This is a genomic window from Desulfatibacillum aliphaticivorans DSM 15576 (genome assembly GCF_000429905.1).
Lineage (GTDB): Bacteria > Desulfobacterota > Desulfobacteria > Desulfobacterales > Desulfatibacillaceae > Desulfatibacillum > Desulfatibacillum aliphaticivorans.
This window is the reverse complement of sequence record NZ_AUCT01000020.1, coordinates 93,876-119,326: the sequence shown is the minus strand read 5'-3', so window position 1 is coordinate 119,326 and position 25,451 is coordinate 93,876. Positions and strand designations below refer to the sequence as shown.

The 25,451-nt window shown below is 54.8% G+C and carries 22 protein-coding genes and 1 pseudogene; 12 read left to right on the top strand and 11 right to left on the bottom strand.

What is annotated here, in order from left to right:
- Nucleotides 1–184: 184 nt before the first annotated feature.
- Nucleotides 185–1,921 carry an N-acyl-D-amino-acid deacylase family protein gene (locus tag G491_RS0117535; protein ID WP_028315520.1) on the bottom strand — a complete coding sequence of 579 codons (1,737 nt, stop codon included), beginning with the start codon at nt 1,919–1,921 and terminating at the stop codon, nt 185–187.
- 221 nt (nt 1,922–2,142) lie between these two features.
- Here G491_RS0117535 and G491_RS0117530 point away from each other — a divergent pair, with 221 nt between their 5' ends.
- From G491_RS0117530 to G491_RS36345, 3 genes are all read left to right on the top strand, one after another.
- A complete protein-coding gene (locus tag G491_RS0117530; RefSeq protein ID WP_012610877.1) occupies nt 2,143–2,517 on the top strand; it encodes a PilZ domain-containing protein in 375 nt (124 codons plus the stop codon).
- A 118-nt stretch (nt 2,518–2,635) separates the two neighbouring features.
- Nucleotides 2,636–5,944 carry a response regulator gene (locus G491_RS34145; protein WP_051327345.1) on the top strand — a complete coding sequence of 1,103 codons (3,309 nt, stop codon included), beginning with the start codon at nt 2,636–2,638 and terminating at the stop codon, nt 5,942–5,944.
- Nucleotides 5,945–6,160: 216 nt separating this feature from the next.
- Nucleotides 6,161–6,331: a hypothetical protein gene (locus G491_RS36345; protein ID WP_248635430.1), complete on the top strand. Its 171-nt coding sequence runs from the start codon at nt 6,161–6,163 to the stop codon at nt 6,329–6,331.
- A gap of 675 nt (nt 6,332–7,006) precedes the next feature.
- Here G491_RS36345 and G491_RS36735 read toward each other — a convergent pair.
- From G491_RS36735 to G491_RS0117485, 7 genes and pseudogenes are all read right to left on the bottom strand, one after another.
- Nucleotides 7,007–7,150, bottom strand: a pseudogene (locus G491_RS36735) (hypothetical protein); the annotation flags it as partial.
- Nucleotides 7,151–7,211: 61 nt separating this feature from the next.
- Complete coding sequence (locus G491_RS0117510) at nt 7,212–7,478, bottom strand: acyl carrier protein (RefSeq protein ID WP_028315518.1); 267 nt, start codon at nt 7,476–7,478, stop codon at nt 7,212–7,214.
- Between the two features lie 16 nt (nt 7,479–7,494).
- Nucleotides 7,495–8,772 (bottom strand): beta-ketoacyl-[acyl-carrier-protein] synthase family protein, encoded by a 1,278-nt coding sequence (locus G491_RS0117505; protein ID WP_028315517.1) that lies wholly within the window; start codon nt 8,770–8,772, stop codon nt 7,495–7,497.
- Nucleotides 8,765–9,238 (bottom strand): 3-hydroxyacyl-ACP dehydratase FabZ family protein, encoded by a 474-nt coding sequence (locus G491_RS31315; protein ID WP_035219283.1) that lies wholly within the window; start codon nt 9,236–9,238, stop codon nt 8,765–8,767. Before G491_RS31315 ends, G491_RS0117505 begins: the two co-directional genes overlap by 8 nt.
- A gap of 10 nt (nt 9,239–9,248) precedes the next feature.
- Nucleotides 9,249–10,244 (bottom strand): 3-oxoacyl-ACP synthase III family protein, encoded by a 996-nt coding sequence (locus G491_RS0117495; protein WP_028315516.1) that lies wholly within the window; start codon nt 10,242–10,244, stop codon nt 9,249–9,251.
- Between the two features lies 1 nt (nt 10,245).
- Complete coding sequence (locus tag G491_RS0117490; RefSeq protein ID WP_028315515.1) at nt 10,246–11,181, bottom strand: SDR family oxidoreductase; 936 nt, start codon at nt 11,179–11,181, stop codon at nt 10,246–10,248.
- A gap of 3 nt (nt 11,182–11,184) precedes the next feature.
- Entirely contained in the window at nt 11,185–12,123 is a 939-nt protein-coding gene (locus G491_RS0117485) for an ACP S-malonyltransferase (RefSeq protein WP_028315514.1), read from the bottom strand.
- A 251-nt stretch (nt 12,124–12,374) separates the two neighbouring features.
- Between G491_RS0117485 and G491_RS0117480 the strand changes: the two genes are divergently transcribed.
- From G491_RS0117480 to aroA, 9 genes are all read left to right on the top strand, one after another.
- Nucleotides 12,375–13,865: a sigma-54-dependent transcriptional regulator gene (locus G491_RS0117480; RefSeq protein ID WP_028315513.1), complete on the top strand. Its 1,491-nt coding sequence runs from the start codon at nt 12,375–12,377 to the stop codon at nt 13,863–13,865.
- A gap of 32 nt (nt 13,866–13,897) precedes the next feature.
- Entirely contained in the window at nt 13,898–14,749 is an 852-nt protein-coding gene (locus G491_RS0117475) for a damage-control phosphatase ARMT1 family protein (RefSeq protein WP_028315512.1), read from the top strand.
- Between the two features lie 201 nt (nt 14,750–14,950).
- On the top strand, nt 14,951–16,288 hold the full coding sequence (locus tag G491_RS0117470) for an AAA family ATPase (protein WP_028315511.1): 1,338 nt from the start codon (nt 14,951–14,953) through the stop codon (nt 16,286–16,288).
- Nucleotides 16,285–16,986: an HNH endonuclease gene (locus G491_RS0117465; protein WP_345917599.1), complete on the top strand. Its 702-nt coding sequence runs from the start codon at nt 16,285–16,287 to the stop codon at nt 16,984–16,986. Before G491_RS0117470 ends, G491_RS0117465 begins: the two co-directional genes overlap by 4 nt.
- 409 nt (nt 16,987–17,395) lie before the next feature.
- The gene (locus tag G491_RS0117460; protein WP_028315509.1) at nt 17,396–18,190 is read left to right on the top strand and encodes a 2-amino-3,7-dideoxy-D-threo-hept-6-ulosonate synthase; all 795 of its coding nucleotides are present in this window, start codon (nt 17,396–17,398) and stop codon (nt 18,188–18,190) included.
- Between the two features lie 14 nt (nt 18,191–18,204).
- A complete protein-coding gene (locus tag G491_RS0117455; protein WP_028315508.1) occupies nt 18,205–19,197 on the top strand; it encodes a 3-dehydroquinate synthase II in 993 nt (330 codons plus the stop codon).
- A complete protein-coding gene (gene pheA, locus G491_RS0117450; RefSeq protein WP_028315507.1) occupies nt 19,194–20,291 on the top strand; it encodes a prephenate dehydratase in 1,098 nt (365 codons plus the stop codon). The genes G491_RS0117455 and pheA overlap by 4 nt, the downstream gene beginning before the upstream one ends.
- Complete coding sequence (locus G491_RS0117445) at nt 20,288–21,112, top strand: shikimate dehydrogenase (RefSeq protein ID WP_028315506.1); 825 nt, start codon at nt 20,288–20,290, stop codon at nt 21,110–21,112. The genes pheA and G491_RS0117445 overlap by 4 nt, the downstream gene beginning before the upstream one ends.
- Nucleotide 21,113: 1 nt before the next feature.
- The gene (gene aroA, locus G491_RS0117440; protein ID WP_028315505.1) at nt 21,114–22,373 is read left to right on the top strand and encodes a 3-phosphoshikimate 1-carboxyvinyltransferase; all 1,260 of its coding nucleotides are present in this window, start codon (nt 21,114–21,116) and stop codon (nt 22,371–22,373) included.
- A 174-nt stretch (nt 22,374–22,547) separates the two neighbouring features.
- Here aroA and G491_RS34140 read toward each other — a convergent pair whose 3' ends face one another.
- The 3 genes from G491_RS34140 to G491_RS0117420 all read right to left on the bottom strand — a co-directional run bounded on the left by G491_RS34140 (nt 22,548) and on the right by G491_RS0117420 (nt 25,442).
- On the bottom strand, nt 22,548–22,904 hold the full coding sequence (locus G491_RS34140) for a hypothetical protein (RefSeq protein WP_051327344.1): 357 nt from the start codon (nt 22,902–22,904) through the stop codon (nt 22,548–22,550).
- An 11-nt stretch (nt 22,905–22,915) separates the two neighbouring features.
- Nucleotides 22,916–23,404 carry a polymorphic toxin-type HINT domain-containing protein gene (locus tag G491_RS0117430; RefSeq protein ID WP_084511567.1) on the bottom strand — a complete coding sequence of 163 codons (489 nt, stop codon included), beginning with the start codon at nt 23,402–23,404 and terminating at the stop codon, nt 22,916–22,918.
- A gap of 331 nt (nt 23,405–23,735) precedes the next feature.
- Nucleotides 23,736–25,442, bottom strand: a complete 1,707-nt coding sequence (locus G491_RS0117420; protein ID WP_028315502.1) for an RHS repeat domain-containing protein — start codon at nt 25,440–25,442, stop codon at nt 23,736–23,738.
- Nucleotides 25,443–25,451 lie beyond the last annotated feature (9 nt).

Sequence of the window (25,451 nt, the reverse complement as noted above, 5' to 3'; positions counted from 1 at the left end):
GTGTTCAGATGCAAAAAACACCAAGACAGGGCCGCTGAAAATGTACAGAGGCTTTCCCGCTTTGGCGGGCCGATTCCGTCTTAGGTTATGCCATGCGGCAATGCGGAAGGCTCGACCAGGGGGGTAAAAAATCCGTTATGAGGGACTCATTTTTTTTGTTGCAAAAAATAACGCCCTTTCCGTCCTATCTTCGAATCATCATACCCGGCAAAGGATCGGGCGAGAAGTCGTCTCCGTCCACCACCTTGCGGCCGTTAATGAACACCATATGGATTCCTTTGGGGGAATGGGCGGGATCCTGGGCCGTTGAGTTGGAGCCGATGGTTTCAGGATCGAACAAAACCATGTCCGCATAATAGCCCTCGGCGATATTCCCCCGATTGGGGAGATTGATTTGAGAGGCCGGCAGTTCCGTGCATTTCCGGATGGCCTCGGGCAGGGCCAGGAGCTTCCAGTCCCGGGCGTATTGGCCCAGGAATTTTGGAAAGCAGTCGTAGGTCAGATGGGACGGCTTGCCAAAGCCCAGGGGGATGTAATCGGTGCCGATGCTCACGTTGGGGTCCATGAGGGTTCCCTGGAGGGACAGCTCCACCATGGGGTCGCCGGGATAGGTGGGGGTTTCGAAAATCAGCACCCTTCCGTTTTCCTCCAAGGCCAGGTCGCAGGCTGCGTCAAAGGGATGTTTGCCCTGGGCCTTTCCGATTTCGCCGAAATTCATCCCGATGTATTTTTGATTTTTTTCGCTTGTGACGCTCATGACTGACGCGCAATCCCACCCCATGATTTTAAACAGGTTCATGGACCAGGAATCCGGGCCGCGATGGGGCCAGACCGGCTTGCCGTTTTCTATGCTTTTTCTGATGCGCAGGCGGTCTTTAGGGTCGGCGATCCGTTTCATGACGCCATGCAAGCCGCCCTCCAGACTCCAAGGCGGAAAAAAGGCGAATAGATGGGTGAAGCCGGCGCTGGTGGGCATGGCGTCCACGCCGATGGGCTGCCCTTTGTCAACCAGTCTCGCCACCTTGGCCATGTGGGATTTGGTGGACGAGTCTAAAGGAATGGGAAAGGGATGAATTTTATACAATCTGCTGGCCGCTTTTACAAAGGCCTTCATGATGGTGTTCAGGGGCTCGAACATATAAGGCACCCAGAACAGGTGGCTCAGTTGAACGGGAATCTCCGCCTCCCGGCCTATGTCCATGATTTCGTCCATGGCGTTTTGAAGGCCGTTGGAATTGTAGCTGCGCAGGTGGGAGGTGAACACGCCGTCGTATTCGGCCAGCACCTTGGCCAATTCCAGGAGTTCCCGGGAGTCGGAGCATAGTCCCGGAAAATACTGAAGCCCGGTGCTCATGCCCACGGCGCCCGCCTCCAGGCACTCCCGGAGGCTTTGTATCATGACGGCCAGGTCGTCCGGCCCTGCAGTTTCCACGCTGTCCCCCATGGCGTGCATGCGAAGAATGCCGTGGGGCGCCAGCATAGCCGTATTAACCAACAGGCCGCCAGCCTCCAGGGACTCCAGCATCTCGCCGAAACCTTGCCAGGTGATATAGGGCTGTTGATCCTTGCCCAGAAAAATTTCATAGAACTTGTACTGAAAATCCGCGTTGCGGTCCGAGATGGGCCCCATGCCCGCCCCGCAGTTCCCGCCAACGATGGTGGTGATTCCCTGCCTCACCAGGGGCGCCAGAACCTCCACTTGCTCCGGCCGGTGCAAGGCCATGTCCGCGTGGGTGTGCACGTCGATAAAACCCGGGCACAGCCCCATGTCCCGGGCGTAAATCCGCTCTCCAGCCTCGGCCTCCGCCAGGTTTCCCAAGGCCTGAATTTTTCCGTCCTTCACCCCGACATCCTGAATGACGGCCCTGGTTCCCGAGCCGTTAAAAACGGAAGGCTGTTCGATAACAAGATCAAAATGCATGGCTAAACCCTTTCACACAAATAGGATGCAATAAAGAAGGGGGCGTTTGGGGGAGGGCCCCTTTTTTTGAACGCTTGGTAAAGGAGTACCCTTTTTCCCTGAGTCCGTCAAGCCCCTTCACGCCGAGACCTTGAAAAAGGCCGGTTTTGGTATGCTTATTGCTTCATACAGGTGTTTGTTGCAGACTTGAAAAACCGGATACAAAAAAAGGAGTCGTCAGTATGGAAACCATGGGACAAGAGGCGCAGAGCAGGGATGATCAAAGAAAATGGCCGCGCGTGAGTTTTTCAGTGCACGCAACCATGGATGTGGACGGGGAAAGCATTGAGGTGGGATGCCGCAATCTTTCCATGAACGGAATGCTGGTTTCCAGCCCCAAATCCTTGCCCTTGGGAGCTTCGGGCAGAGTCCGCATTCTTCACGTTATGGGCCGGGAGTCCTTACTGGTGCTGGCCAATTTTAAGGTCATAAGAAGCCAGCCGGACAAAACCGGGGGGTATAACACCATGGGGTTGAGTCTGTTTGATATTGACGGGGACAGCTCCATCAACCTTTTCAATATTGTCCGGCATAACGCCCCCGACGCCGTATCCTAACCGAATGCAACCGGCGAAAGGCTACGGCTCGTCAAGTTTGTGACGCATAAACAAGAACAGGCGCGTCCCAGCGTGGATCTGTGAACGCTGAGAATCCGCTCCTCCCGAAGGCTGCTGCATGATCCTAAATTCCATAAGAACTCGCATTATTTTAGTTGTGGGCTTGAGTGTGGGAATCATGCTGGCTGCGGTCTGGACCTTTGCCGCCGTTTCCCTCAGGCAGGCGGCGATTGATTCCGCCCAAAATCAGTATATCGAAACATCCCGGCAATACGCATCCCGGATAAAAACGCAAATCAATGTGGCGCTGGGAGTGAGCCAAGCGCTGGCCAACACCTTGTCTTGCTTTAACATCTCCAAGACTTCGGCGACTATCGGCCGTGACGCAGCCAACGAAGTCATTTTAAAGATCCTCAAGGAAAATCCCCAGTTCCTGGGTTTGCGCACCGTCTGGGAGCCTGACGGTTTTGACGGCATGGATGTGATGCATAAAGGCCGTGAGGGCCACAATGAAGAAGGACGATTCATTCCTTTCTGGTTTCGTGACGGGCTAGGGAGATTTCACCTGGAAAAAGCGCCCGTTGATGACAGCGATCCATTCTGTCCTTACGAAAGAATAAAGGCCGCCAGGAAAAGCATATTAACAAAACCGCATTTCCAACCGTTGGGCAGTTTGAAGAGCAGCCATTTTTCCGTAGCCACGCCTATTATTTTCAATGGATCTTTTCGGGGTGTGGTTGGAGTGGTCTTTAACGCCGAAACGGTTGCGGAAGTGCTTTGGGATGCGCACAAAGCCAATCCCAAAGCCCACTTTTTTGTGGTTGATCGAACCGGAGAAGTCTTGGCGGGAAGCGCAAAAGCCGACGGCCTGGAAAAAAATATCCTGGGATCAAATAGCACCAGTATTCTTTCCATGGCAAAAATTTCCATGGATCATAGCTTTCTCTCTTTTGGCCACAATAATCTTAACGCCATCATTCCAATCCAGTTTTCAGGCGATTTAAGCGAATGGTTTCTCTTGTGTCAGGTTTCAAAAAACGAAATCCTTAAAAGACCCAACCGAAATATGGGCATTTTGCTTGCCATAGGCGCCGGCCTGGCTTTTTTAACCATCCTGTTTGTATATTATGCGGCCTCAAAAATAACCAGGCCGATCATCACGTTGACTGAATTGGTCAAGGACGCAGGCAAGGGTAATCTGAAACTCCAACCCGCCATAAAGGGCCCCAATGAGATTGCGGAACTGACGTCCAGCTTTTACCGCATGATTGAGGAACGGGACCAAGCCCTCCAGGAAATACTGGACGCCAAGCAGGAGCTGGAGTTGTCCAACCAGCAATTGGAAAACCTGGTGGAGAACGCCAACAAACTGGCTGTGGAAGCGGAATTGGCCAATATGGCCAAGGGGGTGTTCCTGGCCAATATGAGCCACGAAATCCGCACGCCCATGAACGGGGTTATCGGCATGGGCGAATTACTCATGGAAACCCGGCTGAATTCCGAACAAACGGAATATGTTGAAAGGATCAATTCCAGCGCCCAGGCCCTGCTCCGGGTGATCAACGACATCCTGGACTACTCAAAGATCGATGCCGACAAGCTGGATTTGGAAGTCATCGAGTTCAATCTCCGCAACACGGTGGAAGGGGTTGCGGACGTTATTTCCGTGCCCGCGGAGGAAAAGGGCGTGGAAGCCGCTTGTCTGATTCACCATGACGTCCCTCTGTGGCTTAAGGGAGACCCGGGCAGGCTTCGCCAGATCCTGATGAATCTTTCCGGCAACGCGGTCAAATTCACGGAAAAGGGAGAGGTGGTCATCCGGGTGTCTTTGGATTCCGAGGATGAAGAAACCGCGGTCATCCGTTTTGAAGTCCGGGACTCGGGGATAGGCATTCCGCCGGACGTCCAAAAAACATTGTTCACCCCCTTCACCCAGGCGGACTCCTCCACAACCCGCAAGCACGGCGGCACGGGGCTCGGCCTGGCCATCTCAAAAAAGCTGTCCGAATTGATGGGCGGGGAGATAGGACTGACAAGCGAGGAAGGAAAAGGCTCCACGTTCTGGTTTACCGCTGTTCTGCCAAAATCCAGGAAGGCCCCGAGAGAAGAACTGTCTGTGAAAGATCTTCAGGGCAAACGGGTTTTGGTGGTGGACGATGTGGAAACCAACCGGATAATCCTGCGGGAAATGCTTCGGGGATGGAAAAGCCGTACGGAAGAAGCCCCCGACGGAGAGCAAGCCCTTGCATGGCTTGACAAAGCCTATACAGAAAACGACCCCTTTGATTTGGCCATCCTGGACATGCAAATGCCGGACATGGACGGAGCCGCATTGGGGAGCCGCATTTTAGATGATCCCAGATTCAAGAACATCACCCTGGTCATGCTTACCTCCATGGGTATGCGGGGCGACGCCCAGGCCATGGAAAAGCTGGGGTTTCACGCTTATCTGACCAAACCCATCAAGCAGGCGCAGTTATTTGACGCTTTGTCTTGCACCATGGGCGCCTGCTCCGGCGAAGAGGCGGGTGGCGCCAGAAGCATCGTCACGCCCTACACCTCCGAAGAAACCCAAAAAATCCATATTCTTTTGGCGGACGACAACGACATCAACCAAAAGGTCGCCTCAACCAATCTTATAAAAATGGGGCATAGCGTGGTTATGGCCAATAACGGCAAGGAAGCCCTGGACGCCATCGTCAAAGGGGAGCAATACGACCTGATTCTCATGGACGGCCAGATGCCGATCATGGACGGCATGGAAGCCACCCGAAAAATCAGACAATTTGAAGCCGCTCACAAGGTGAAAAGGACGCCCATTGTCGCCCTGACCGCCCACGCCATGACCGGGGACCGGGAAAAATTCATCGAAGCCGGGATGGACGACTACCTGACAAAGCCATTACAAAGAGACGCCCTGACCAAAGTCATCCAAAATGTGGCGACAAGCAAAAAAGGCAGCTATTCAACGCAAACAGCGAGCACGGAGCCGCAAAAAAACGCCGTCCAAAAAGTGGAAGCGCCTTTAATAAAGCAGGAAGCCTCCGCCCAGGAAGAGCCCGCCCCGTTCCTCCAGCCTGAAGAAGAAGCGCCTCCGCCCCTGGACATGGAGGCCGCTTTGGAAATCATGGGAGGGGACCAGGAACTCCTGGACGACTGCCTGAAAACCTTTATGGATGATATGGGCGACTCGATGGGCAATATTGCCGCCAGCCTAAAATCTCAGGACGCCGAAGCCTTGCAGGCCGCAGCCCATAAATACAAAGGAACCTTGAAATACATCTGCGCCGACATTGCTTCCGACCTGGCCTTTCAGTTGGAAACCATGGGGAAGAATGACGAACTCGCCGGCGCCGACGGCATCCTGGCGGCCCTGGAAACCGAAACCCAACGCATCAAGCAATTCATTGTCGGGCATTTTGGATAAATGCCCGGCCTTTTAATCCGGCTGCGCGGTATCGCAAGGCGGTTGATCATGATTGATAAGCAACGCCCAGGCCAGATAAGGGCCGTCGTGACTGAGGCTGAGGGATACGGGCAGTCTTTGATCTCCATATTGCACCAAAGGGGGGCCTAATTTGCCGTCCTGTTTTTTCCTCACGATCTGCAAAGCGGAATAATCCAGATTATACAAGCAAGAGAGATGCCGTACGGCCAGCCGCCTGACCAAGGCGGAGGCGTTTTTGCAGTCGCCCGATTCAAAAAAGCCGCCGGGCCTCTTGTTCCCATGCTTTGCGTGGGAATGCATACCGGTCCTGACGGCTTGGGCGGCGCATCCATTGCCCTCGGCATTTTCGGCGGCGTCATCATGTGAGGCGGGAGCAATTTCGCGCCTAAGCGGAACATCCGAACCAAAGCCGTCGGGCCTTCGTCCCTTCCCCCCTGGCGGGGGAAGGACAGGATGGGGGGGAGCGTCTTCGTTGAACGAGTTCCCATGACCCGAAGCAAAAAGGACGCTGGATCCCCGCGTGCGCGGGGATGACGGGGCGACGGGCGGCTTGAGGCCGTAACGGTTGATTTCTTCGTCACCCCCACCCCGGCCCTCCCCCGTCAAGGGGGAGGGGGCGTTAGCGCCGTCCAGCGCCCGAGGCTGATGGAAGCATTGATGCCGTATCCTGGGCAGGGGAACCCTGCCCTTACACTGAATCTCACTCCCTTGGCGCTTCCGAAAAAACCTGAAAGCCCCATCCTGCTCGTTCCCATGCTGTGCGTGGGAATGCATACAGGTCTTGCAATATTCCGGCTTGCATTCAGCAACGCCGAAGTTCACCCTATCCAAATCATCCTTCTCCGTCGCGGCGAGGGCGTGGACGAATCGTTCAAAAAAATCAACCCGGACGAAAACCTCTCCAACCGGCGTTTTCACCCCGCCCTCCCCTTTGTCTCCATCAATTTGCAACTCCACATCATATTTATTCGGCCAGGAGCTTATCCCGGGATGATCCTGTCCAAGAGCCTTATATGCAGCCTCCTTGCACGCCCAGATAGCCCAAAACAAGGGGCCGGGCTTGGGGGAATTTTGTATCGCGTCCAATTCCCGCACAGTAAAAGCCCGGCCCGCGTATCGCTGATCCAGATGTTTATTCCCGGCTTCCGGCGCCAGGAGGTCCACTATGTCGTTGCCTATACCCATGACGGCAAGGTTGAACGGGAAGAACGGCGAGGGAGGGGGTCGTTCTTCCCGTTTCGCCTTTTTAGCTGGGGTTGGCTACGGGATCCATCTTGCCCATGATGACGCGGACGGCGTCGCCGATGGTTTCAATGGAGTCTGCTTCGTCGTCGTCGATTTCCACCTCAAAAGCGTCTTCCGACTCGATGATGATATCCACCATGCGGGCGGAATTGACCTTGAGATCGTCGATCAGGTGGGTGTCCTTGTCGGCGTTTGCCAGGGCGGCCGGATCCTTCACGAAAGGTTTGAGAATTTCGACCATTTTATCAAATACTTGTTGCAGTTCCATGTGGCGTCTCCTTTTCTTAGGCATTCCATTTTGTGAACACAAGACAACTGTTCACATCCCCGAATCCGAAGCTGGCTTTCGCCAGGCATTGCAGTTCGGGATAGTCCGTGTATTTTCTAACTACCTTTTCCTCAAAGGGGGCTATTTCCGGGTGTATGTCCTCGCAGTTGATGGAGGGATGCAAAAACCCGTGGTGCAACTCCAGGGCAGCCGCAATGGATTCCACGGCGCCCGCCGCGCCCAGGCAATGCCCGGTCATGGACTTGACGGAGTTGATTAAGGGAAAGTCGCCCGGTGCGACTCCCAGGGCTTTCGCCCAGTTTTGCACTTCGATGGGGTCTGCGAATGTGGCGGTCAAATGCCCGGATATGGAATCGATATCCTTGGGCTGCACGCCCGCGTCCTGCAAAGCCCCGTGTATGCATCGACGCACGCCTTGATTGTTGGGGGCGGTCATGGCGCCGCCGTTTCTTTGTCCGCCGCAATTCACGTGAACGCCCGCCACTTTGGCGTAAATCCGGGCGCCGCGCTCCAGGGCGGTCTGTTCGTCTTCCAGGATAAGTATTCCCGCGCCCGCGCCGGGCACAAATCCGGCGGCCGTGGCGCTCATGGGGCGGGACGCCGTTTCGGGGCGGTCATTGAACTTCCTGGGCAGCACCTTCATGGCGTCAAACCCGCTCCAGGTATAGGGGGAAGGGCCTTCGGTCCCGCCTACGACCATGCGTTTGGCAAGGCCGGCCCGGATTTTCCAGACCGCCTCGGCCACGGCTTCGGTCCCGGTGCTGCACGCGGAAGAATTGGCCGTGGCCTGGGCGCCCAGGCCCAAAATCCCCGAAACCTTGGCGCTGGCGCCGGAGTTCATGACCTGCTCCACGATCCGGCTGCCCATGCGGCGCACTTTTTTATCGTTGACCATGGGCACGATCCGCTGGGCGATGGTTTCCATGTCTCCTATTCCGGTGCCGATGATGGCGCCGGTGTCCCAATCCACGGGGCTGTCCGGCTCAGGGATTTCCAGTCCGGCGTCCCGCCATGCGTCCAGTGCGGCGACGGCGGCGTAGGCGGTGGCCTCGGTCATGAGGGACGCCTGCCGTTCATTAAAATGCCTTTCCCGCGCCTTTTCAAAATTCTTGGGCGTTCCGGCGATGCAGCATGAAAACTTGAGCTCCGCCAGTTCCTGCAGGAAGCAAACTCCCGACCTACCCTGTTTCAAGGATTCCATAAACTCCCCGACATCGTTTCCGATAGGGCTGACAACGCCCAGGCCCGTTATGACGACTCCGCGACTATCCATTTAAACGCACTCCCGTTCCCGTAAGAATTCCCCGGCAAATGGGCTTTCCGTCCTCGGCAGCCATGGCCACGCTGGACCGCAGAGCGCCCCGGCGGTAGAACATTTTTTCGCCGGTGACGATCACCCGGGTTCCCGGAGGAACCATGATGAAAAACTCCACCTGATCGGCCAGGGAAAACACGGTCACCTGGCTTTTGATCTCGTCCAGGGACATGCCCTTTTGCATCATGAGATAAATGCCGTGGCCCACGGCGCCGGTCTGGGCCATGGTTTCGATCAGAATCACCCCGGGGGTGATGGAGGCGCCGGGAAAATGCCCGGGGTAGAAAAACTCGTCTTCCTTGAATCGGTACGTCCCCACAATCCGATCCCCGTCCACTTCCAGGATTTCGTCCACAAACCGGAACGGCGCCTGCTGGGGGATAAGCTCCAGTATTTGCTCTCTCAGCTCTTTATCAGGCTGCATAATATTCTCCTTAATCCTCCAAACCGTTCATCCGCAGCATGGCGCGGCCGTAAGTCAGGCCTCCGCCCACCACGACCATGGCCGTGTGGTCTCCGGGCTCCAGCTTGTCCCAGCTCATGCTCAACACGGAAGGGGCGCCGCTGCATCCGACGTTTCCGAACTCCTGAACGTTATGCCAATGATCCGCCTCCGCAATATTGCAGCGTTGGCGAACATGGGTGAGCATCATGTAATTGGCCTGATGCCCTATGAAGCGAAAGACCGGCGCTTCGGCCCCGTATTGCTCCTGCAGATGGCGCAGGCAATCCGTGGTTTTGCGGATGGCGTATCCCTGGACGGCCCGGCCTTCCTGAAAAAAATGCTTGCCCTGGGGAATGACGGCTTTGTCCCAGGATCCTGGTATGGAGAAAAACCCGGCGCCGAAAAACTCCACCGGGGCCTCCTCTTCCATGGAAACCACGGCCGCCGCCGCGCCGTCTCCGAACAAGGGGGCGGAGTTGCGGTCCGAATAATCCACGGAATGAGTTACGTGCTCCAGGTTGATGACCAGGACGAACCGGGGCAGGCTTTCCCTGCGCATGGCGGCCAGGTTGCATAATTGAACGATGAACGTGCTGCACGCGGAATTGACGTCAAAGCAAGGGGCTTCCACACCCAGTTCGGCGGCCACGGAGCACGCCTCCGCCGGGCACACGATGTATGGGCTGGACGATCCGGAAATCACCATGCCCACGTCTTCGGGCTTCAACCCCGCCCTTTCCAAAGCCATGCGGGCGGCCTGGGCGCCGCACCAAGCGCGGGTGCAAATGCTTGCTTCGGATGCGGCCCTGACGTCCCGGTTCAGGGTGAGGCGGATGTAGTCCAGATCCAGGCTGGTGCGCCGTTCCTTGATGCCCACCCGCTCCATGATCCATTTTTCGTCGCTGCCAATATCCAGGCTGCTTAAAAAACGGTTGGTGATCACGTTTTCGGGATGATAATGGCCCATGCCGTGAATAAAAAGCATATCAGGCAATCCTTTCTCCGCCGTCCACGGGAATAAGGCTGCCGTTGATCCAGGCTGCTTCGTCCAGGCAGAGCAGAAAAATCAGGTTGGCCACGTCCTGGGGTGTGGTCAGGCGCCCCATGGGATTGCGCAATAAGGCTTTGGCCTCGATTTGGGGATTCCCCGGTATGGCCCGGAACGCCGGGGTGTCGGTGACGCCCGGCTGAACCACGTTGCACCGGATTCCGTAGGGGGCGAACTCCACGGCGATGGCCCGGGACACGGACTCCAGAGCGGCCTTGGCCGCGGAAACCGCGGCGTATCCCCGCCATGCCACGGCGTTGCCTTCGGAGGTTAGGCTCAGCACCCGTGCGTCAGCAGCGAACATCTTTCGGTTGAACACGTCCTGCACCCATTCCACCAAGCTGGTTCCCATGGCGTGGATAGTGCGGGAGAAATCGTCCTCCTCCAGTAAAAACCGGTTGTTGAACTCGGCCTCGTCCGCCAGGGAATGGATGGGGGGGCATCCTTGAGCGAACAGGCCGGCCGCAGCTTCATCCACGGCCTGGGGCATGACGCCCAGCAGGTCAGCCATCTTGGCGCGGGCCCTGGCGGGCTCTCCCGATGCTTCGTAGGGCGCCAGGAGCTTGAGGTTGCCGAAGGCCAGGGAATGCATAAGCAGGCGCACGGAACCGGACTCGCCCAGGTTTTCCGCCAGCCCGTCCAAAGCCTTGGCGCGGCCTTCGGGGGACAAGGCGTCCAGGTTGAAGGTCAGCATTTGCACGCCGGTTGCGGCGATTTCGTCAAAAGAAGGCTGGATGTTCTTCACGGCGCCCCGCCGGTCCCGATGGACCAGGCACAGGTTCATGCCGTGTGAAGCCAGTTTCTTTGCCGTGGCCAGTCCGAACCCGCTGGATGCGCCGATTATGATCGCCCAATATCCTGAGTCGAATTTCATGAATTATCCTCCAAAAACTTTTTTCGCGGCGGTCATGCCGGTAATGGACTGGCAGGCGGCCCCCATGGCCTTGAAAAAGGCCCGCAACGGCCGGTTGGGGCCAAGCTCCACGATCTCGTCCGCAGCCTGGGCCAAAAGGTCCATGTTGTTAGTCCACCGGACCGGATTGCTCAACTGGCTCACCAGGGCGTCAACAATTGCCGGACTGTTCGGCGTATGGAACACGCCCGTATAGTTGCATGCCACGCCAACGGCGCCTTCTGGCTTGAAATTGCCCGTTTCCTGCTCCAGAACCTGCCTGAAAGATGGTTCGATGCTTTTCATAAAGCGGCTGTGAAAGGGAGCGCTTACGTTCAAGGGAACGAACCGTGGGGCGGCGCCGTTAAAGGCGGCCTCGATGCCTTGCCGGGCCTGTTCCATGGAGTCGGCCCGGCCGCTGATAACCACCTGGTCCGGAGAATTGATGTTGGCCAGATCCACGGGCAGGCTGTTGAGGGTTTCGGATAGAAGTTGGACGTCCAGTCCTTTTCCTATTACGGCGGCCATGGCGCCCATGCCCACGGGGCAGGCGTCCTGCATCAGCCTTCCCCTGGCTTGCACGATTTTAACGGCGGAGGCTAAAGGCAATACTCCGGCCGCAGTCAATGCGGTGTATTCGCCCAGGCTGTGGCCGCCCCAGAACTCAGCGGTCAAGCCGAACTCCGATTCCAAGGCCCGGAGCATGGCGATTTCCGTAGTCACAATGCAGGGTTGGGCGAACTCGGTCAGGTTAAGCCTGTCTTCTTCGCCAAAGCACATATCCGCCGTGCTCCAGCCAAGAGCGTCCGAGGCTTCCTCATAAACCCGGGCGCTTTCCTGGCATTGATCAAAGAAATCCTTGCCCATGCCCGGCCTTTGGGAGCCCTGCCCCGGAAAAACAATGGCTTTTGTCTGCATTTTCATATTTCCTCCGTAAAATTCCGGGCATTCCTGTTCCCGGCTTTGTGTCTGTTATTAAACAAGATGCGTGCCGGAATTTTTATTTTTCGTTAACCACCTAATTTAACTAAATAAAAAAATATTTTGCTTTTCACATCGCCCTGTGGCTATGCTTTGTGATACGCATGTTGTGCACAGGCCATGTACACGGAGTGTATGCGCTCCCTAACCTTAAAACCCGGTTGCATCGCCCCTGGCGTTTTAAAGGATTTTCCATGCCCCAAGAAAAAAGCCTGACCTCCCAGGAACGGGAATTTTTTACCCTGGTGCAAAAGGCGGCTATTGCCAATCCTTTTGGAGAACAGAGGCTTAGCCTCGACCTGCAAATAGCATCCGGGGAAGGCGAACACCATGGAAGCCATCAGATAGACAAAACCCTGCGTGTGCTGGAAGACCAGTTGCAGGCTTTGGGAGATTCGGGAAGGGACGACCTGAACGCTTTTTCCGGCGAAGATAAGAAGTTGCTGGAAGACGTGTATCTGTTCGACTTCTTCTACCGGTTCCGCAAAAAGTTCGATGATCACATTCGCGCCCAAATAAAGACGGAAGACAAGATTCTCAAATTGAATTTCGCGGGAGAGGCCATTGCGGTGCTTCAGTCCAGGGGGTTCAGCCCCTCTGAAATCAAGCACGCCATTGAAATGGGCTACCAACTACGCAGGGCGTTTTACTTCATCAATCAAAGCCTGATCGGCCGCAGCCAGGTTATGAAAAAGCTGCGGTTCGACCTGTGGAACAATATTTTTACCCATAACCTGAGCATGTATGACGCCTATCTTCGGGGCAGGATGGAGGATTTCTCCACCCTTCTTTTAGGGGAGACGGGCACGGGCAAGGGAACCGTGGCGGCCGCCATCGGGCGCTCCGGGCACATCCCCTTTAATATGAAACGGCGCGTGTTCACCGAGAGCTTCACCAGCAATTTCAAGTCTATCAATCTTTCGCAATATCCTGAAAACCTTATAGAATCTGAGCTTTTCGGCCATAAAAAGGGGTCATTCACCGGCGCGGTGGAAAATCATGTGGGCGTGTTGGAAAACTGCAGCCCCCACGGGTCCATTCTGCTGGACGAAATCGGAGAAATCAGCCAGCCCGTGCAGATCAAGCTGCTGCAAGTGTTGCAGGAGCGCTTTTTCTATCCCGTGGGCAGCCACGTCAAGGCGCCCTTCCACGGCAGGGTCATTGGCGCCACCAATCAAAAGTTGAACGAGTTGCGTTCCAGCGGCAAGTTCCGGGACGACTTCTTCTACCGCCTGTGTTCGGACGTCATCACCGTGCCGCCCTTGCGCCAGCGCATCCAGGAAGACCCCCTGGAACTGGACGATCTCCTGTCCCACATTGTGAGCAAAACCGTGGGCAAGCCCTCGCCGGAGCTTGTGGACATGGTGAAAAAAGTCATCGAAAAAAACCTGGGGCCGGAGTATCCCTGGTACGGCAACGTCCGCGAGTTGGAGCAATGCGTGCGCCGGGTGCTTTTGAAAAAGGATTACGGCGGAGACAAAAAATATGCGCCCACGGACCTCCAGTCCAAGCTAGCCGCGGCCCTGGAAACAGGAGACATGCCCGCCCAGATGCTCATGGCCGGTTATTGCAAGCTGTTGCACGCGCGCCACGGAACCTTTGAGGAAGTGGCCCGGAGGATCAGCCTGGACCGCCGTACCGTAACCAAATATATCAGCGAGTGGGATCAGCAGGATGAGGAATGATTTCTTAGCTTAAATGTTTATGGGAGTTTAAAGTGAAGTTTTACCTGGATTGCTACGCATGTTTCGTCCGCCAGACCATCAACGCCGCCCGTCACGCCGGGTGCGACGATCCGGTTCAGCATAAAATCATGATCAAGGTTTTGGAACTCCTGCAAAACCTCAGCCCCGAAACCACGCCGCCCCACGTGGCCAAGGCCGTTCACGGCATTATCCGCGAATACAGCAACAACCCGGATCCGTACAAAGAAGCCAAAGCCCGGTGCACCCTGGCGGCCATGGAGTTGTACGACGATTTAAAAGCCATGGTCGCGGCCAGCGACGATCCTCTGGGGACGGCCCTGCGCCTCGCCATTGCGGGAAACATCATCGACCTGGGCGTGTCCGACGAACACGAAGACCTCTGGCACACGGTGGACCGGGTGCTGGCTCAGGATTACGCCGTGGACGACGAAGCGCTTCTACGCCGGGAGATGGAAAAAACGGATCACATTTTGTACCTGGGCGATAACGCCGGAGAAACCGTGTTCGACCGGGTGCTTATCGAAACCCTGGAAAAGCCCGTGGTCTATGCGGTGCGGGGCAGGCCCATCCTCAACGACGCCATCATGGAGGACGCAATCGCCGCCGGTCTGGACAAGGTTGCAACCCTGATTGACAATGGCGCGGACGCCCCCGGCACCATCTTGTCTTTGTGCAAGCCGGAATTCGTGGAGGCGTTCAACGAGGCGCCGGTCATCATCGCCAAGGGCCAAGGCAATTACGAAACCCTGAACAACGCCGGCCCCAAGGTGTTTTGCCTGCTGCAAATCAAGTGTCCAGTCATCGAACGCGACATGGGCGCGCCCATGGGCGGGATTATCCTAAGGCAAAGCACAGCCTTGTAAACGCGAGGCTGTGCTTTGCCTTTTGCTCGGCGCATCTGATCACCTACCTGTCGGCCGGATTGCACAGGACTGTTTACCTGCTACACCCCAGGACAGCTTGTTTGCTCCCGCCCCATCGATGGATATCTATTGTATTTTAAAGCCATTGCGTTTATAATGGGTCAAAACCTATGGATAATCCTGTCGAAAGGGAGCGGCGGTATGAAAATTTTCGACCTCACCTGCAATAATTTCAGAAAGTACGAAAATGCGAAATTCCGTTTTCACCCGAGTTTCAACGTACTCATTGGCGATAACGGAGCAGGAAAAACCACTGTCCTGGACGCCGTTTCCATCATGTTAGGGACTTACCTTCAAGGATCCCGCATTAAAACAGGGAGAGGCGGCATTGTAAAAGACGACATCCGTTACAAAATCAATAGAACGGGCGGGCAGGTTTTTCGTGAGCCGCAGGGCGATGCGTCAATCGTTTGTTCGGGCAAGTTGAATGGAGACAAAATCCTTTGGCAAAGGGATTACGGAGACAGAGGGGGCAAGGCCAAGGATTTGGTGGAAATCGGCGCCCGGCATAGAAAGATGGTCGCCAATGGAGACTCGCCTGATCTTCCCTTGCTTCTTTATTATGGGCCAGGACGATTATGGGATATCCATAGAAACATCAAAATAGAGGGGCCGGACTCCCAACTGGATGCCTACCGTTTTTGCCTGGACCCAAAATCCGACCAAAAAGCCTTTGAAAAGTGGTTCAAAAAACTTTCAATCAGCGCTCTAAGAAAAAATGGCGACAGCCAAGCCCTTGCAAATGTGGAAATGGCGGTTAAAGCCTGCATCCCGGATTCCACGGACTTCTTTTTTGATATTGATGAAGATCAGATCATGCTGGAGTCGGAAAAAACGGGATTGATCCCGGTCAACTATTTAGGAGATGGGTTTCGAAACATCATCGCCATGACGGCTGACATAGCCCACAGGGCGTCTCGCCTCAATCCTCAATACGAAATAAAGGCGGCTCAAAAGACATCCGGCATCGTCCTGATTGATGAAATCGACATGCACCTGCATCCCAAGTGGCAACGGCGAGTGGTTGGGGATCTTAAACAGGCCTTTCCCAATATCCAATTCATCGCCACAACCCATTCTCCCTTTATCATTCAATCCTTAAACCCCGGCGAAGTAATTGACCTTAATCAGGAGGCCTCTCCTGAGAAAATTGAAAGCTATCCTCCGGATATTGCCGCCCCCGGCCCGGGCTGCTCCTTTGCCAACCGATCCATTGAAGACATTGTGGAAGAAATTATGGGAATAGAGAAGCCCCAAAGAAGCAAACGTTACCAGGACATGTATAACGCTGCATTGGAGTATTACAAAGTGCTGGAACAGGGAAAAGATGTTGATAAAAAAACAAAGGCGCGGCTGAAAGAAAAATTGGATATCCTGTCTGCTCCATTCAGTGAAAATGTCGCCTATCATGCCTTCCTGGAAATGAAAAGGACCGCCGCCGGCATGGCCGATGCATCGATTGAAGATGGAGGCCAATGATGAGGCCGGTGAAAAAAGGAGGGCGCCCAAAGGATAAAAACGGAAAAGAAGTCAGGTTCACCAAATATGCAAAAGCGAGAGGTCTGCTTATAGAATGTCTGGGCGAGTATTGCTCCTATTGCGAGATGCATCTGGACGCCTCTCTGGCGGTGGAACATGTACAGCCGAAATCAGTGAATCCCAGCAAAGAACTGGACTGGGATAACTTTCTCCTCGCCTGTACTAACTGCAATTCCACCAAAGGAAACAAGGAAATTATTGAAGGCCGCTATTTATGGCCTGACAAGGATAATACATTCGCAGCTTTCAAGTATACGGATGAAGGGCTTGTTTTCCCCGCAGATAGTTTACCTGAAGCCTTGGAACGGAAAGCACGTGACACCATTTCATTAACGGGTTTAAACAAGACGCCCTTGAATAGCAAGGCCTCGGACCGCAGATGGTTGAACCGAAGAGAAACATGGGGCATGGCCGAGGAATCGAAAAAGGATTTGTGCACAAACAATACAGAACAAATGAGGAAGCAAATAACCCGCACGGCAATGGCCAGCGGTTACTGGAGCATCTGGATGACGGTTTTTCAGGACGACCCGGACATGGTGCGCCGTTTTATTGATTCCCACCCCGGAACATGCCGAGAGTGCTTTGATGAGTCCGACAATTTCAAACCCGCGCCCAGACCGGGAGGAATATGCTAAAACCAATATAAATTCAGCAACTAATAAGCCGGCCTCCCCGCCCTCTTTTTGCAAGACGAATATTTTAAAATTACATTCCAAGAAAAAAAACCCTTGACACACTCTATTGGCATCCCGTATCACAGAGCCAACTTGAGGTTAATTTTCAGCTAATGGAGCCCTTTTACGTGATTACCAATTTCGGCAGACTTTTTAACAAGTGCTATTATTATTTTTATTACTTTTTTAGCACCGGTCTGCCCGGAGGTGCGCGAGGGTGAGCTGAAACCCATCAAACACAACAAAGCCGTGGCGGACCGAAAAGTCTCCACGGCTTTTTTGGTTTTCGGAAAGGGCTGTGGAGCGAAAAAAGGCTTCACGGCCCTTCCCTTTTTCCGGGGAAGGCAACAAAATCAAAGGAGCAGGAAAAATGACCTTCGTTGGAAAACAAATCAGGATGGAACGCATTCTCAACCGAAAAACCCGCCGCACCGTGTTGGTTCCCATGGATCACGGCATTTCGGTCGGCCCCATTGACGGGCTGCAAGACATGAAAACCGCCATTAATTCCGTGGCCGCGGGCGGCGCAAACGCGGTGGTGGTTCATAAAGGACTGGTCATGGAAGGCCACCGGGGCGACGGACCGGACATCGGGCTCATCATCCACCTTTCAGCATCCACCTCCCTTTCCCCTTTCCCCAACGCAAAAACCCTTATCTGCACCATGGAAGAAGCCATCAAACTGGGCGCGGACGCCGTTTCCATCCATGTGAATCTGGGCGATGGCCTGGAAAAGGACATGCTCAGGGATTTCGGCGAAATCAGCTACCAAGCGCGCACATGGGGCATGCCTCTGCTTGCCATGATCTACCCTCGCGGCGAAAAAATCGTGGATGAATACGATGTCAAATACGTCAAGCACGCCGCCCGCCTGGGCCACGAGATGGGCGCTGACATCGTCAAGGTGCCTTACACCGGTACGCCTGACTCCTTCTACGAGGTCACCTCCGGCTGCGCCGTTCCCGTGGTTATTGCAGGCGGCGCCAAAATGGATTCGGATCGCGACATCCTGGAAATGGTCAAAGGCTCCGTGGAAGCCGGCGGCGCAGGCGTTTCCATCGGCCGGAACGTGTTCCAGCATGCCGCTCCGGTAAAAATCGTTCGCGCCATTTCATCCATTGTGCATGATGATGCAACCGTCGAGCAAGCCCTGGAACTCCTCTAATCGAAAGGCGTCTCATGAAAACCATTTGGGTAAAAGTGGATCCCTGGAACAAAGACCTTGTCACCACCGCCCTGGAGGGCGGCGCGGACGCGCTCATGGTTCCCGAGGGGTACGCTGAAAAAGTCAAGGAACTGGGCCGGATAACCACCATCGCTCCGGATGGAGACATGATTCCCGGCAAGGACTTGAGCACCATCACCATTACCAGCATGGACGACGAAGACCAGATTATCCAGGCTCAGGCCATGGGGCCGGTCATTGTGGACACGCCGGACTGGAGCATCATCCCCCTGGAAAACCTCATCGCCAAAGGCGCCAGGGTGGTGCACCCGGCCAAAAGCCTGGACGAAGCCAAGACCGCCGCCGGCATCCTGGAGCACGGAGTCTGGGGCGTGTTGATCGACACGCCGGACACGGCCGAGCTTAAACGCACCCTGGCCTTTTTAAAAGGCGAAGGGACCACCGCCCCGGTGGTTCCGGTGGAAATCACGGAAGTCAAGGCCGTTGGCATGGGCGACCGGGTGTGCGTGGACACCTGCACGGACATGAAGCCCGGAGAAGGCATGCTGGTGGGCAATTCCTCGGCGGCTATGTTCCTGATTCACTCCGAAAGCATTGAGAATCCCTATGTGGCGGCTCGTCCTTTCAGAGTGAACGCAGGCGCGGTCCATGCCTACACCAAGGTTCCGGGCAATAAAACCCGGTATCTTTCCGAACTCAGCGCAGGGGATGAAGTGCTTATTACGGATTACAAGGGCAAGTGCTCCATCGGCGTTGTGGGCAGGCTGAAAATCGAAAAACGGCCTTTGCTGTTGATTACCGCCAAGGCAGGCGATAAAAAGATTACCACCATTTGCCAAAACGCCGAAACCATCCGCCTTGTGGCGACCGACGGCAAGCCCCTTTCCGTGGTGGCTCTCAAGCCGGGCGATAAAGTGCTGGCCAGCCTCGAAGAAGGCGGGCGTCACTTCGGCCATAAAATCAAGGAGACCATAACGGAAAAATGAAACCATCCAATAAAAACGGCCTCCCCGAATTGGAACCCTTAAGGCAGGCTATCAACGAAACGGATCAAAAGATCCTGGCTTTGGTCAACGAACGCCTGGACATCGCCCAGAAAATCGGCGCGATCAAACAGGGCAAGGGCCTGCCGGTGGTGGATTTCTCCCGGGAACGGGCGGTGCTGAACAAGCTGCAGGAGTTGAACGAAGGCCCCATGCCGGACGAAACCCTGCTGCTTTTGTATACGGAAATCATCGCCGCGTCCCGCAGGATCCAGCAGCCCCTGGAAGTGGGCTACCTGGGCCCCAAGGCGACCTTCACCCACATGGCGGCCATGAAGCATTTCGGCCGGTCCACCAATTTTACGCCCCTGGCAACCATCTCGGACGTGTTCGAGGAAGTGGACAAAAGGCGGAGGCCTTTCGGCGTGGTCCCGGTGGAAAACTCCATGGAAGGCGCCGTAAACCTGACCTTGGACCTGTTTCAGGAAAGCGACGTGAGGATTTGCGGAGAAATTTATCTGCCCATCCGCCACGACCTGCTGTCCGCGGAGGACTCCCTGGACCAGATCATGGTGGTTTTCTCCCATCCCCAGGCCATCGCCCAATGCCGCAAGTGGCTGGGCAAAAACCTGCCGGGAATCCTGCAGAATCAGTGCTCCAGCACGTCCGAGGCGGCGCGCATGGCGGTCAACACCCCGGGCGGCGCGGCCATCGCCAGCTCGGAGGCGGCCATCACGTACGAGCTGAACACCCTGGCGGACAACATCCAGGATTCCACGACCAACATCACCCGGTTTTTGGTCATCGGCAGGGACAAGGTCCAGCCCACAGGGCGGGATAAAACCTCCCTGCTCTTCGCCATTCCCCATATCCCGGGCGCTTTGCACAGCGTGTTGCAGCCCATTTCGGAAGAAGGGCTGAACATGGTCAAGCTGGAATCGCGGCCGTCCAAGAGCGCAAGCTGGCATTACCTCTTTTTCGTGGATCTGGAAGGGCATATGAAAGACGAGCCTGTCAAAAAAGTGGTGGATAAAATGCGTTCCCTGTGCTCCTTTGTAAAATGGATGGGCTCCTACCCGGTGGGAGACAGGCCATGACCGTGGAAATCAATTCCCTGACCCGGTTGTACGCCGTGTTCGGCGATCCCGTGGCCCACAGCCTGAGCCCGGCCATGCACAACCGGGCCTTTACGCACATCGGCGAAAATGCGGCGTACATGGCTTTTCGCGTCACAGACGTCCAAGGGGCGGTCCGGGCTATCCGCGCCTTTGACATAGGCGGCGCCAGCGTGACCATTCCTCACAAGGTTTCGGTCATGGAGCACCTGGACGAGGTGGACGAAACGGCCCGGGCCATGGGCGCGGTCAACACCATCATCAATGACCAGGGACGTTTGATCGGAAAGAACTCCGACTGCCTGGGCGCGGTCAAGGCGATCCAGGAAAAAACGCCGGTTAAGGATAAAGACGTGGTGGTCATCGGCGCAGGAGGCGCGGCGCGCGCCGTCATCTACGGCTTAAAGCAGGAAGGCGCCAGGGTGACCATTGTCAATCGCACCATGGAAAAAGGGGCCAGGCTGGCTGAAGAGCTTGGCGTTGATTTCCAGCCTATGGAGGATTTGGGCAAGCTGAATTGCCGCATTGCGGTCAACGCCACTTCGGTGGGAATGGTCCCCAATGTGCAAGACAGCCCGGCGCCCGCATCCTTTTTTAATAAAGACATGGTAGCCATGGATATTGTGTACCGGCCTTTGCTGACCCGTTTTTTGTCCGACGCAAGGAACGCCGGATGCACAATAGTGGACGGAATCGCCATGTTCGTGTATCAGGGGGCCTCGCAATTCGAATGGTGGACCGGCAAGGAAGCGCCCGTCGCTCAAATGCGTGAAACCGTGGAAACAATCTTAGGCCAGAGGTAATATGGAGTCTCAAATAACAATCCGGCCCATGGGCAAAACCGAACTGACAGCCATGGTTCCGGGGTCCAAAAGCTACACCCATCGCATGCTGATATGCGCGGCCCTTGCGGACGGCCTTTCCCAGGTGAAAAACGGCCTGGTAAGCGAAGACACACTCCTGACCATGAACGCCCTGAACAAAATGGGCGTGAGCGTACGCCGCGAGGGAGGCGGTTTTTGGGTGAACGGTTCCGGCGGCAGCCTGGACAGGTATGAAGATCCCATCCATCTTGGCAATTCCGGCACTACCCTGCGCCTCATGTGCGCCGTGGCGGCCATGGGCGTGGGAACCTACACCCTGACCGGGACGGAACGCATGCAGCAGCGGCCCATCCTGGACCTGGCCCAGGCTCTGGAGCAGCTTGGCGTTCCGGTGGAGACCACGAACGGCTGCCCTCCCATCAAAATCCAGGGCACAGCCGTCAAGGGGGGAAAGGTTTCCATCAATTGCGGCGTGTCCAGCCAATATCTTTCGGCCCTGCTGCTTATTGCGCCCTACACCCAAGACGGCATGGAAATCACCGTCACGGAAGGCCCGGTTTCCAAACCCTATATTGACATGACCGTATCGGTCATGAAAGCCATGGGCGTGGAAATTAAGCGAGACGGCCATACCTGGTTTTCCGTTCCCGGCCAATCCCAATATCAGGCGGGGGAATATATGGTGGAAGCCGACGCCTCGGGCGCCAGCTATTTCTGGGGAGCGGCGGCTATTACCGGCGCCACGATCAGAGTGGCCGGAACCCATTCGGCCTCGTGCCAGGGGGACAGCCGTTTCGCCTACATCCTGAAATCCATGGGATGCCGCCTGGACGAAACCAATGAGGGGCTGGCAGTCGCCGGCCGCGACCTCAAGGGAATCACCGTGGACATGGGCAATATGCCGGACGTGGCCCCTACCCTGGCCGTGGTCGCCGCCTTCGCCAAAGGGGAAACCCGGATTGAAAACGTGGGGCATCTAAAAGCCAAGGAAAGCGATAGGATCACCGCCGTAATCACGGAGCTTAAAAAAATGGGCGTCCAGGCCTCGTGCACGGACGACAGCATGACCATCATCGGCGGCAAGCCGCAGGGCGCGGTTATTGACACTTACGACGACCACCGCATTGCCATGAGCTTTGCCGTCGCCGGGCTATTAACTCCGGGCGTGATCATCAAAAATCCGTCCTGCGTGGATAAGTCATTCCCCAATTTTTGGGAGGAATGGGAAAAATTGTACTAAAGGGAAATGGGGTCAAACGTTGATTTGACCCCATACTGTCCCTTCTCCAGATCATGACGTGATGCAATAAGCCCGGGGCGTCCAGTCGGGATCGTCTTGGCATGCCTAAAACATGGCCTTGTTCAAGACTCAAGGTCAAGTTTCTAAGTTTCTTTAAAGCGTCCCCTAAAGCATTTATTTCTTTGAAGCGTCCCCTAAAATTTCTAATTGGGATAAAATACGTTTGGTTGCACGCCTAAACGCCTCTTGGGCATACTCCTTATCGTCAAAATAGTCCTCATAAAATCCGATAGCAGAACACTCCGGTGGATCAATGTGGTATTCACCATCCGGGTGGTCCATCCTAATCCAATCAGTCGGAATTGATGAATCAACAGTCTCAAAGTAGCCTTTAGGGTATAAAATAGGCTCACTATCGTCATCAATAACTCTGAAAAATGCATCATCAATCCCAATAACCACATACCGTTTTTCAGTGGTCAATTTTGGATTTTCCTCGCCAATCGGAGGATTCTTAAAAACGACTATCACTATAGGCCTCCTTAGAATGGATCCATTTGACCTTTAAATTTCATCCCAACTCTGCCGATTCCATGGTGTTCATAATAGTGTATCTCCCGCCCTAAATGATCCCATGTTTTCATCTTACGCCAACCATTGGCTTTCCCACCAAACTTTTCAACGAGCACTTGAATTTTTCTTATATTTCTTCCGGAAGCAATCCTTTTTGCTCCTGACTTCATGGCGCTGGTAAACTTAATGGCCTCACTCATATTATGCACCCAGGCACCGGACTGGCCCACAAAGTAGTTGTGGATTTGATCCACTTCAAAGTTATAGACCGTTTCCAGTTCAGGCGTTAGGGTAGCTGATATCAGTGTAAGCCATTGGTTATGGGAAGTAAAGATTTGATCCTCGGGAACGAGATCTGAGGCCCCAACCCATCCCTGTCCTTGCACCCAGAAGGGATGTTCCACCGTGGCGGTGATGATCTCTTCCCGTCCCTGCTCATCTTCGAATTTCAAGTCAATAACCGGTTGCTTCCACTTTTTTAGCCGCCGGGATCTATGGAGTTTTTTTCTTTACAAAGCAGGTGGCACGCAAGAGAAAATACGATTATTGGCAGACTCCCCCAATCCAACAGGAATGGTAGCCAACAGTATTTCCAACTCCCTTCAATTGGCAAGCACAATATACCGAGAGCTCCGGCTATTCCTCCAACAAGCGGGATTGCGGACGCCCACTCCCTTTTGAGCACATAGTTATTAACAAATAAAGCCCAGTGCATAATTGTTATGTATGATGAAAAAAGAATTAAAATACATGCCACTATCCAAAAAATAATGTTCATATTTAAGTTTCCTATGGTCTATAGCTGCGTTGCCCCATTGCACTTTTAATGTGCCCAAATAACCCCTTATCCCAAAATGTCGCAGTTGCCGCTTGGCTAGGAGGCTTGAGGCTGTTGGTAGGAACCATATACTCACTTCCTGAGCTATATGAGGCACGCGTATTTCCCATGCCCTTTTGCCATTTTCCAGATTTTATATAATTTAATGCATTTTTACCACCCTTCATTACAAAATCGCCATCTTCAAGCCCTTCTCTACCCCAACGAGAAACCTTGGTAAATTTTGCAGCTTTAGACCCCATCTTCCCTAAAGCACCCAAAACTTTCCCGCCAACCGCGCCTCCAAACAGAGTCATGGCGGTGTCTGCATAGGTTTCCGGAGTCCAGAGGGCTGCTACGGTTCCCCCGACAAGGTATATTGGATTGCCGGTTTCATTATATTTTTCAGCATACCATTGAGTAGCTGCTTCACCCTGCGAGGCGCCGACAAACCTGCCTGCGTCGTGCAACATATGATTGCATAAAAAACCAATGGCCGCGGTTTTGGCGCCCTGCATAAAGCCGTCAAAGAAATCCTGGCCGCAAATGGTGGACGCAACACCGCCGGTCACGGCGCCGACAACGCTTCTTCCGATTAGCTGGCTGCAGAAGTCATCGTGGATTAATCCAGAGCTCCCTACAAACTCCCCCACCCCGGCGGCAATGGCGCCGGTCAGCATGCCCAGGCCTATATCCCCGCCTGATATGGCGCTGCTTATCCCCCCGGATAGCGCCCCTCCCAAGGCGTGGGCCGTTATCTGCTCAAGCCCGGTTAGGCCCAACTCTCCGACCCCGAAGAATATAGCCCCTGATATGGCCCCGGTTACCATGCCCTGGAGGATGTCCCCTCCAAGTATTGCCTCCGTCGCGCCGCCAATCAAGGCGCCTATAACGGCGCCGACAATCATTTCCACAATAAAATGACCGCTTGGGTCGGTATAGGATAAAGGATTGTTCCGGCAATACGCGAACCGGTTATAGCTTTGAGGGTCCAATGGGTCGGGGACGAATATATCCGCGGAAGTAAACCTTCCTAATATGGGATCGTACAGCCTGGCATTATAGTTATACAGGCCCGTGGAAAAATCCTTTTCCTGGCCGGTATAGCGGTGCTTGTCATTGGTGACGCCCCAATGGTTCCGTTCTTCCCCAAAAGGCCGATAGTCGGATTTCTCGATTTCCTGGCCGGATTCATTGGTGACGACGGTGGAGCTTCCCAGGTGATCCGAGTGCTGATAGGAAGTTACCCCATCTTCGATTTTGGCAATGCTTAGCCCGCCGCCCGAAATATATTTAACGGAAACGCCGTTGGTGACCTCATACCCTCCGGATACGTAATAGGTAATGTCGCCGCCTGCGATTTCCTTGATTGCCCGGTCTCCGTTGGCGTCATAGGTGAAAAGGGTCGTATCCAATCCCCTGGTGATGGAAATGGGTTTGTCGTCGGCATTATACTGAATGCTGCGTTGAACAGGGTTGGCGGGATCGGAAAAATCCCAACCTTGCGTCATGTTGCCGTTGGCGTCATGGACGAAAGATTTGGCGGGATTGCTTCCGTAGGCAACTGAACTGAGCCGTTGGGTGCTGATGGACCCATTCATTTCATAGCTGTAAGTTAAAAGATCCGTGCCTACGGACTTGGTGAGAATATTGCCCATGGCGTCGTAAGTGAGAGCCATGTTGTCCGC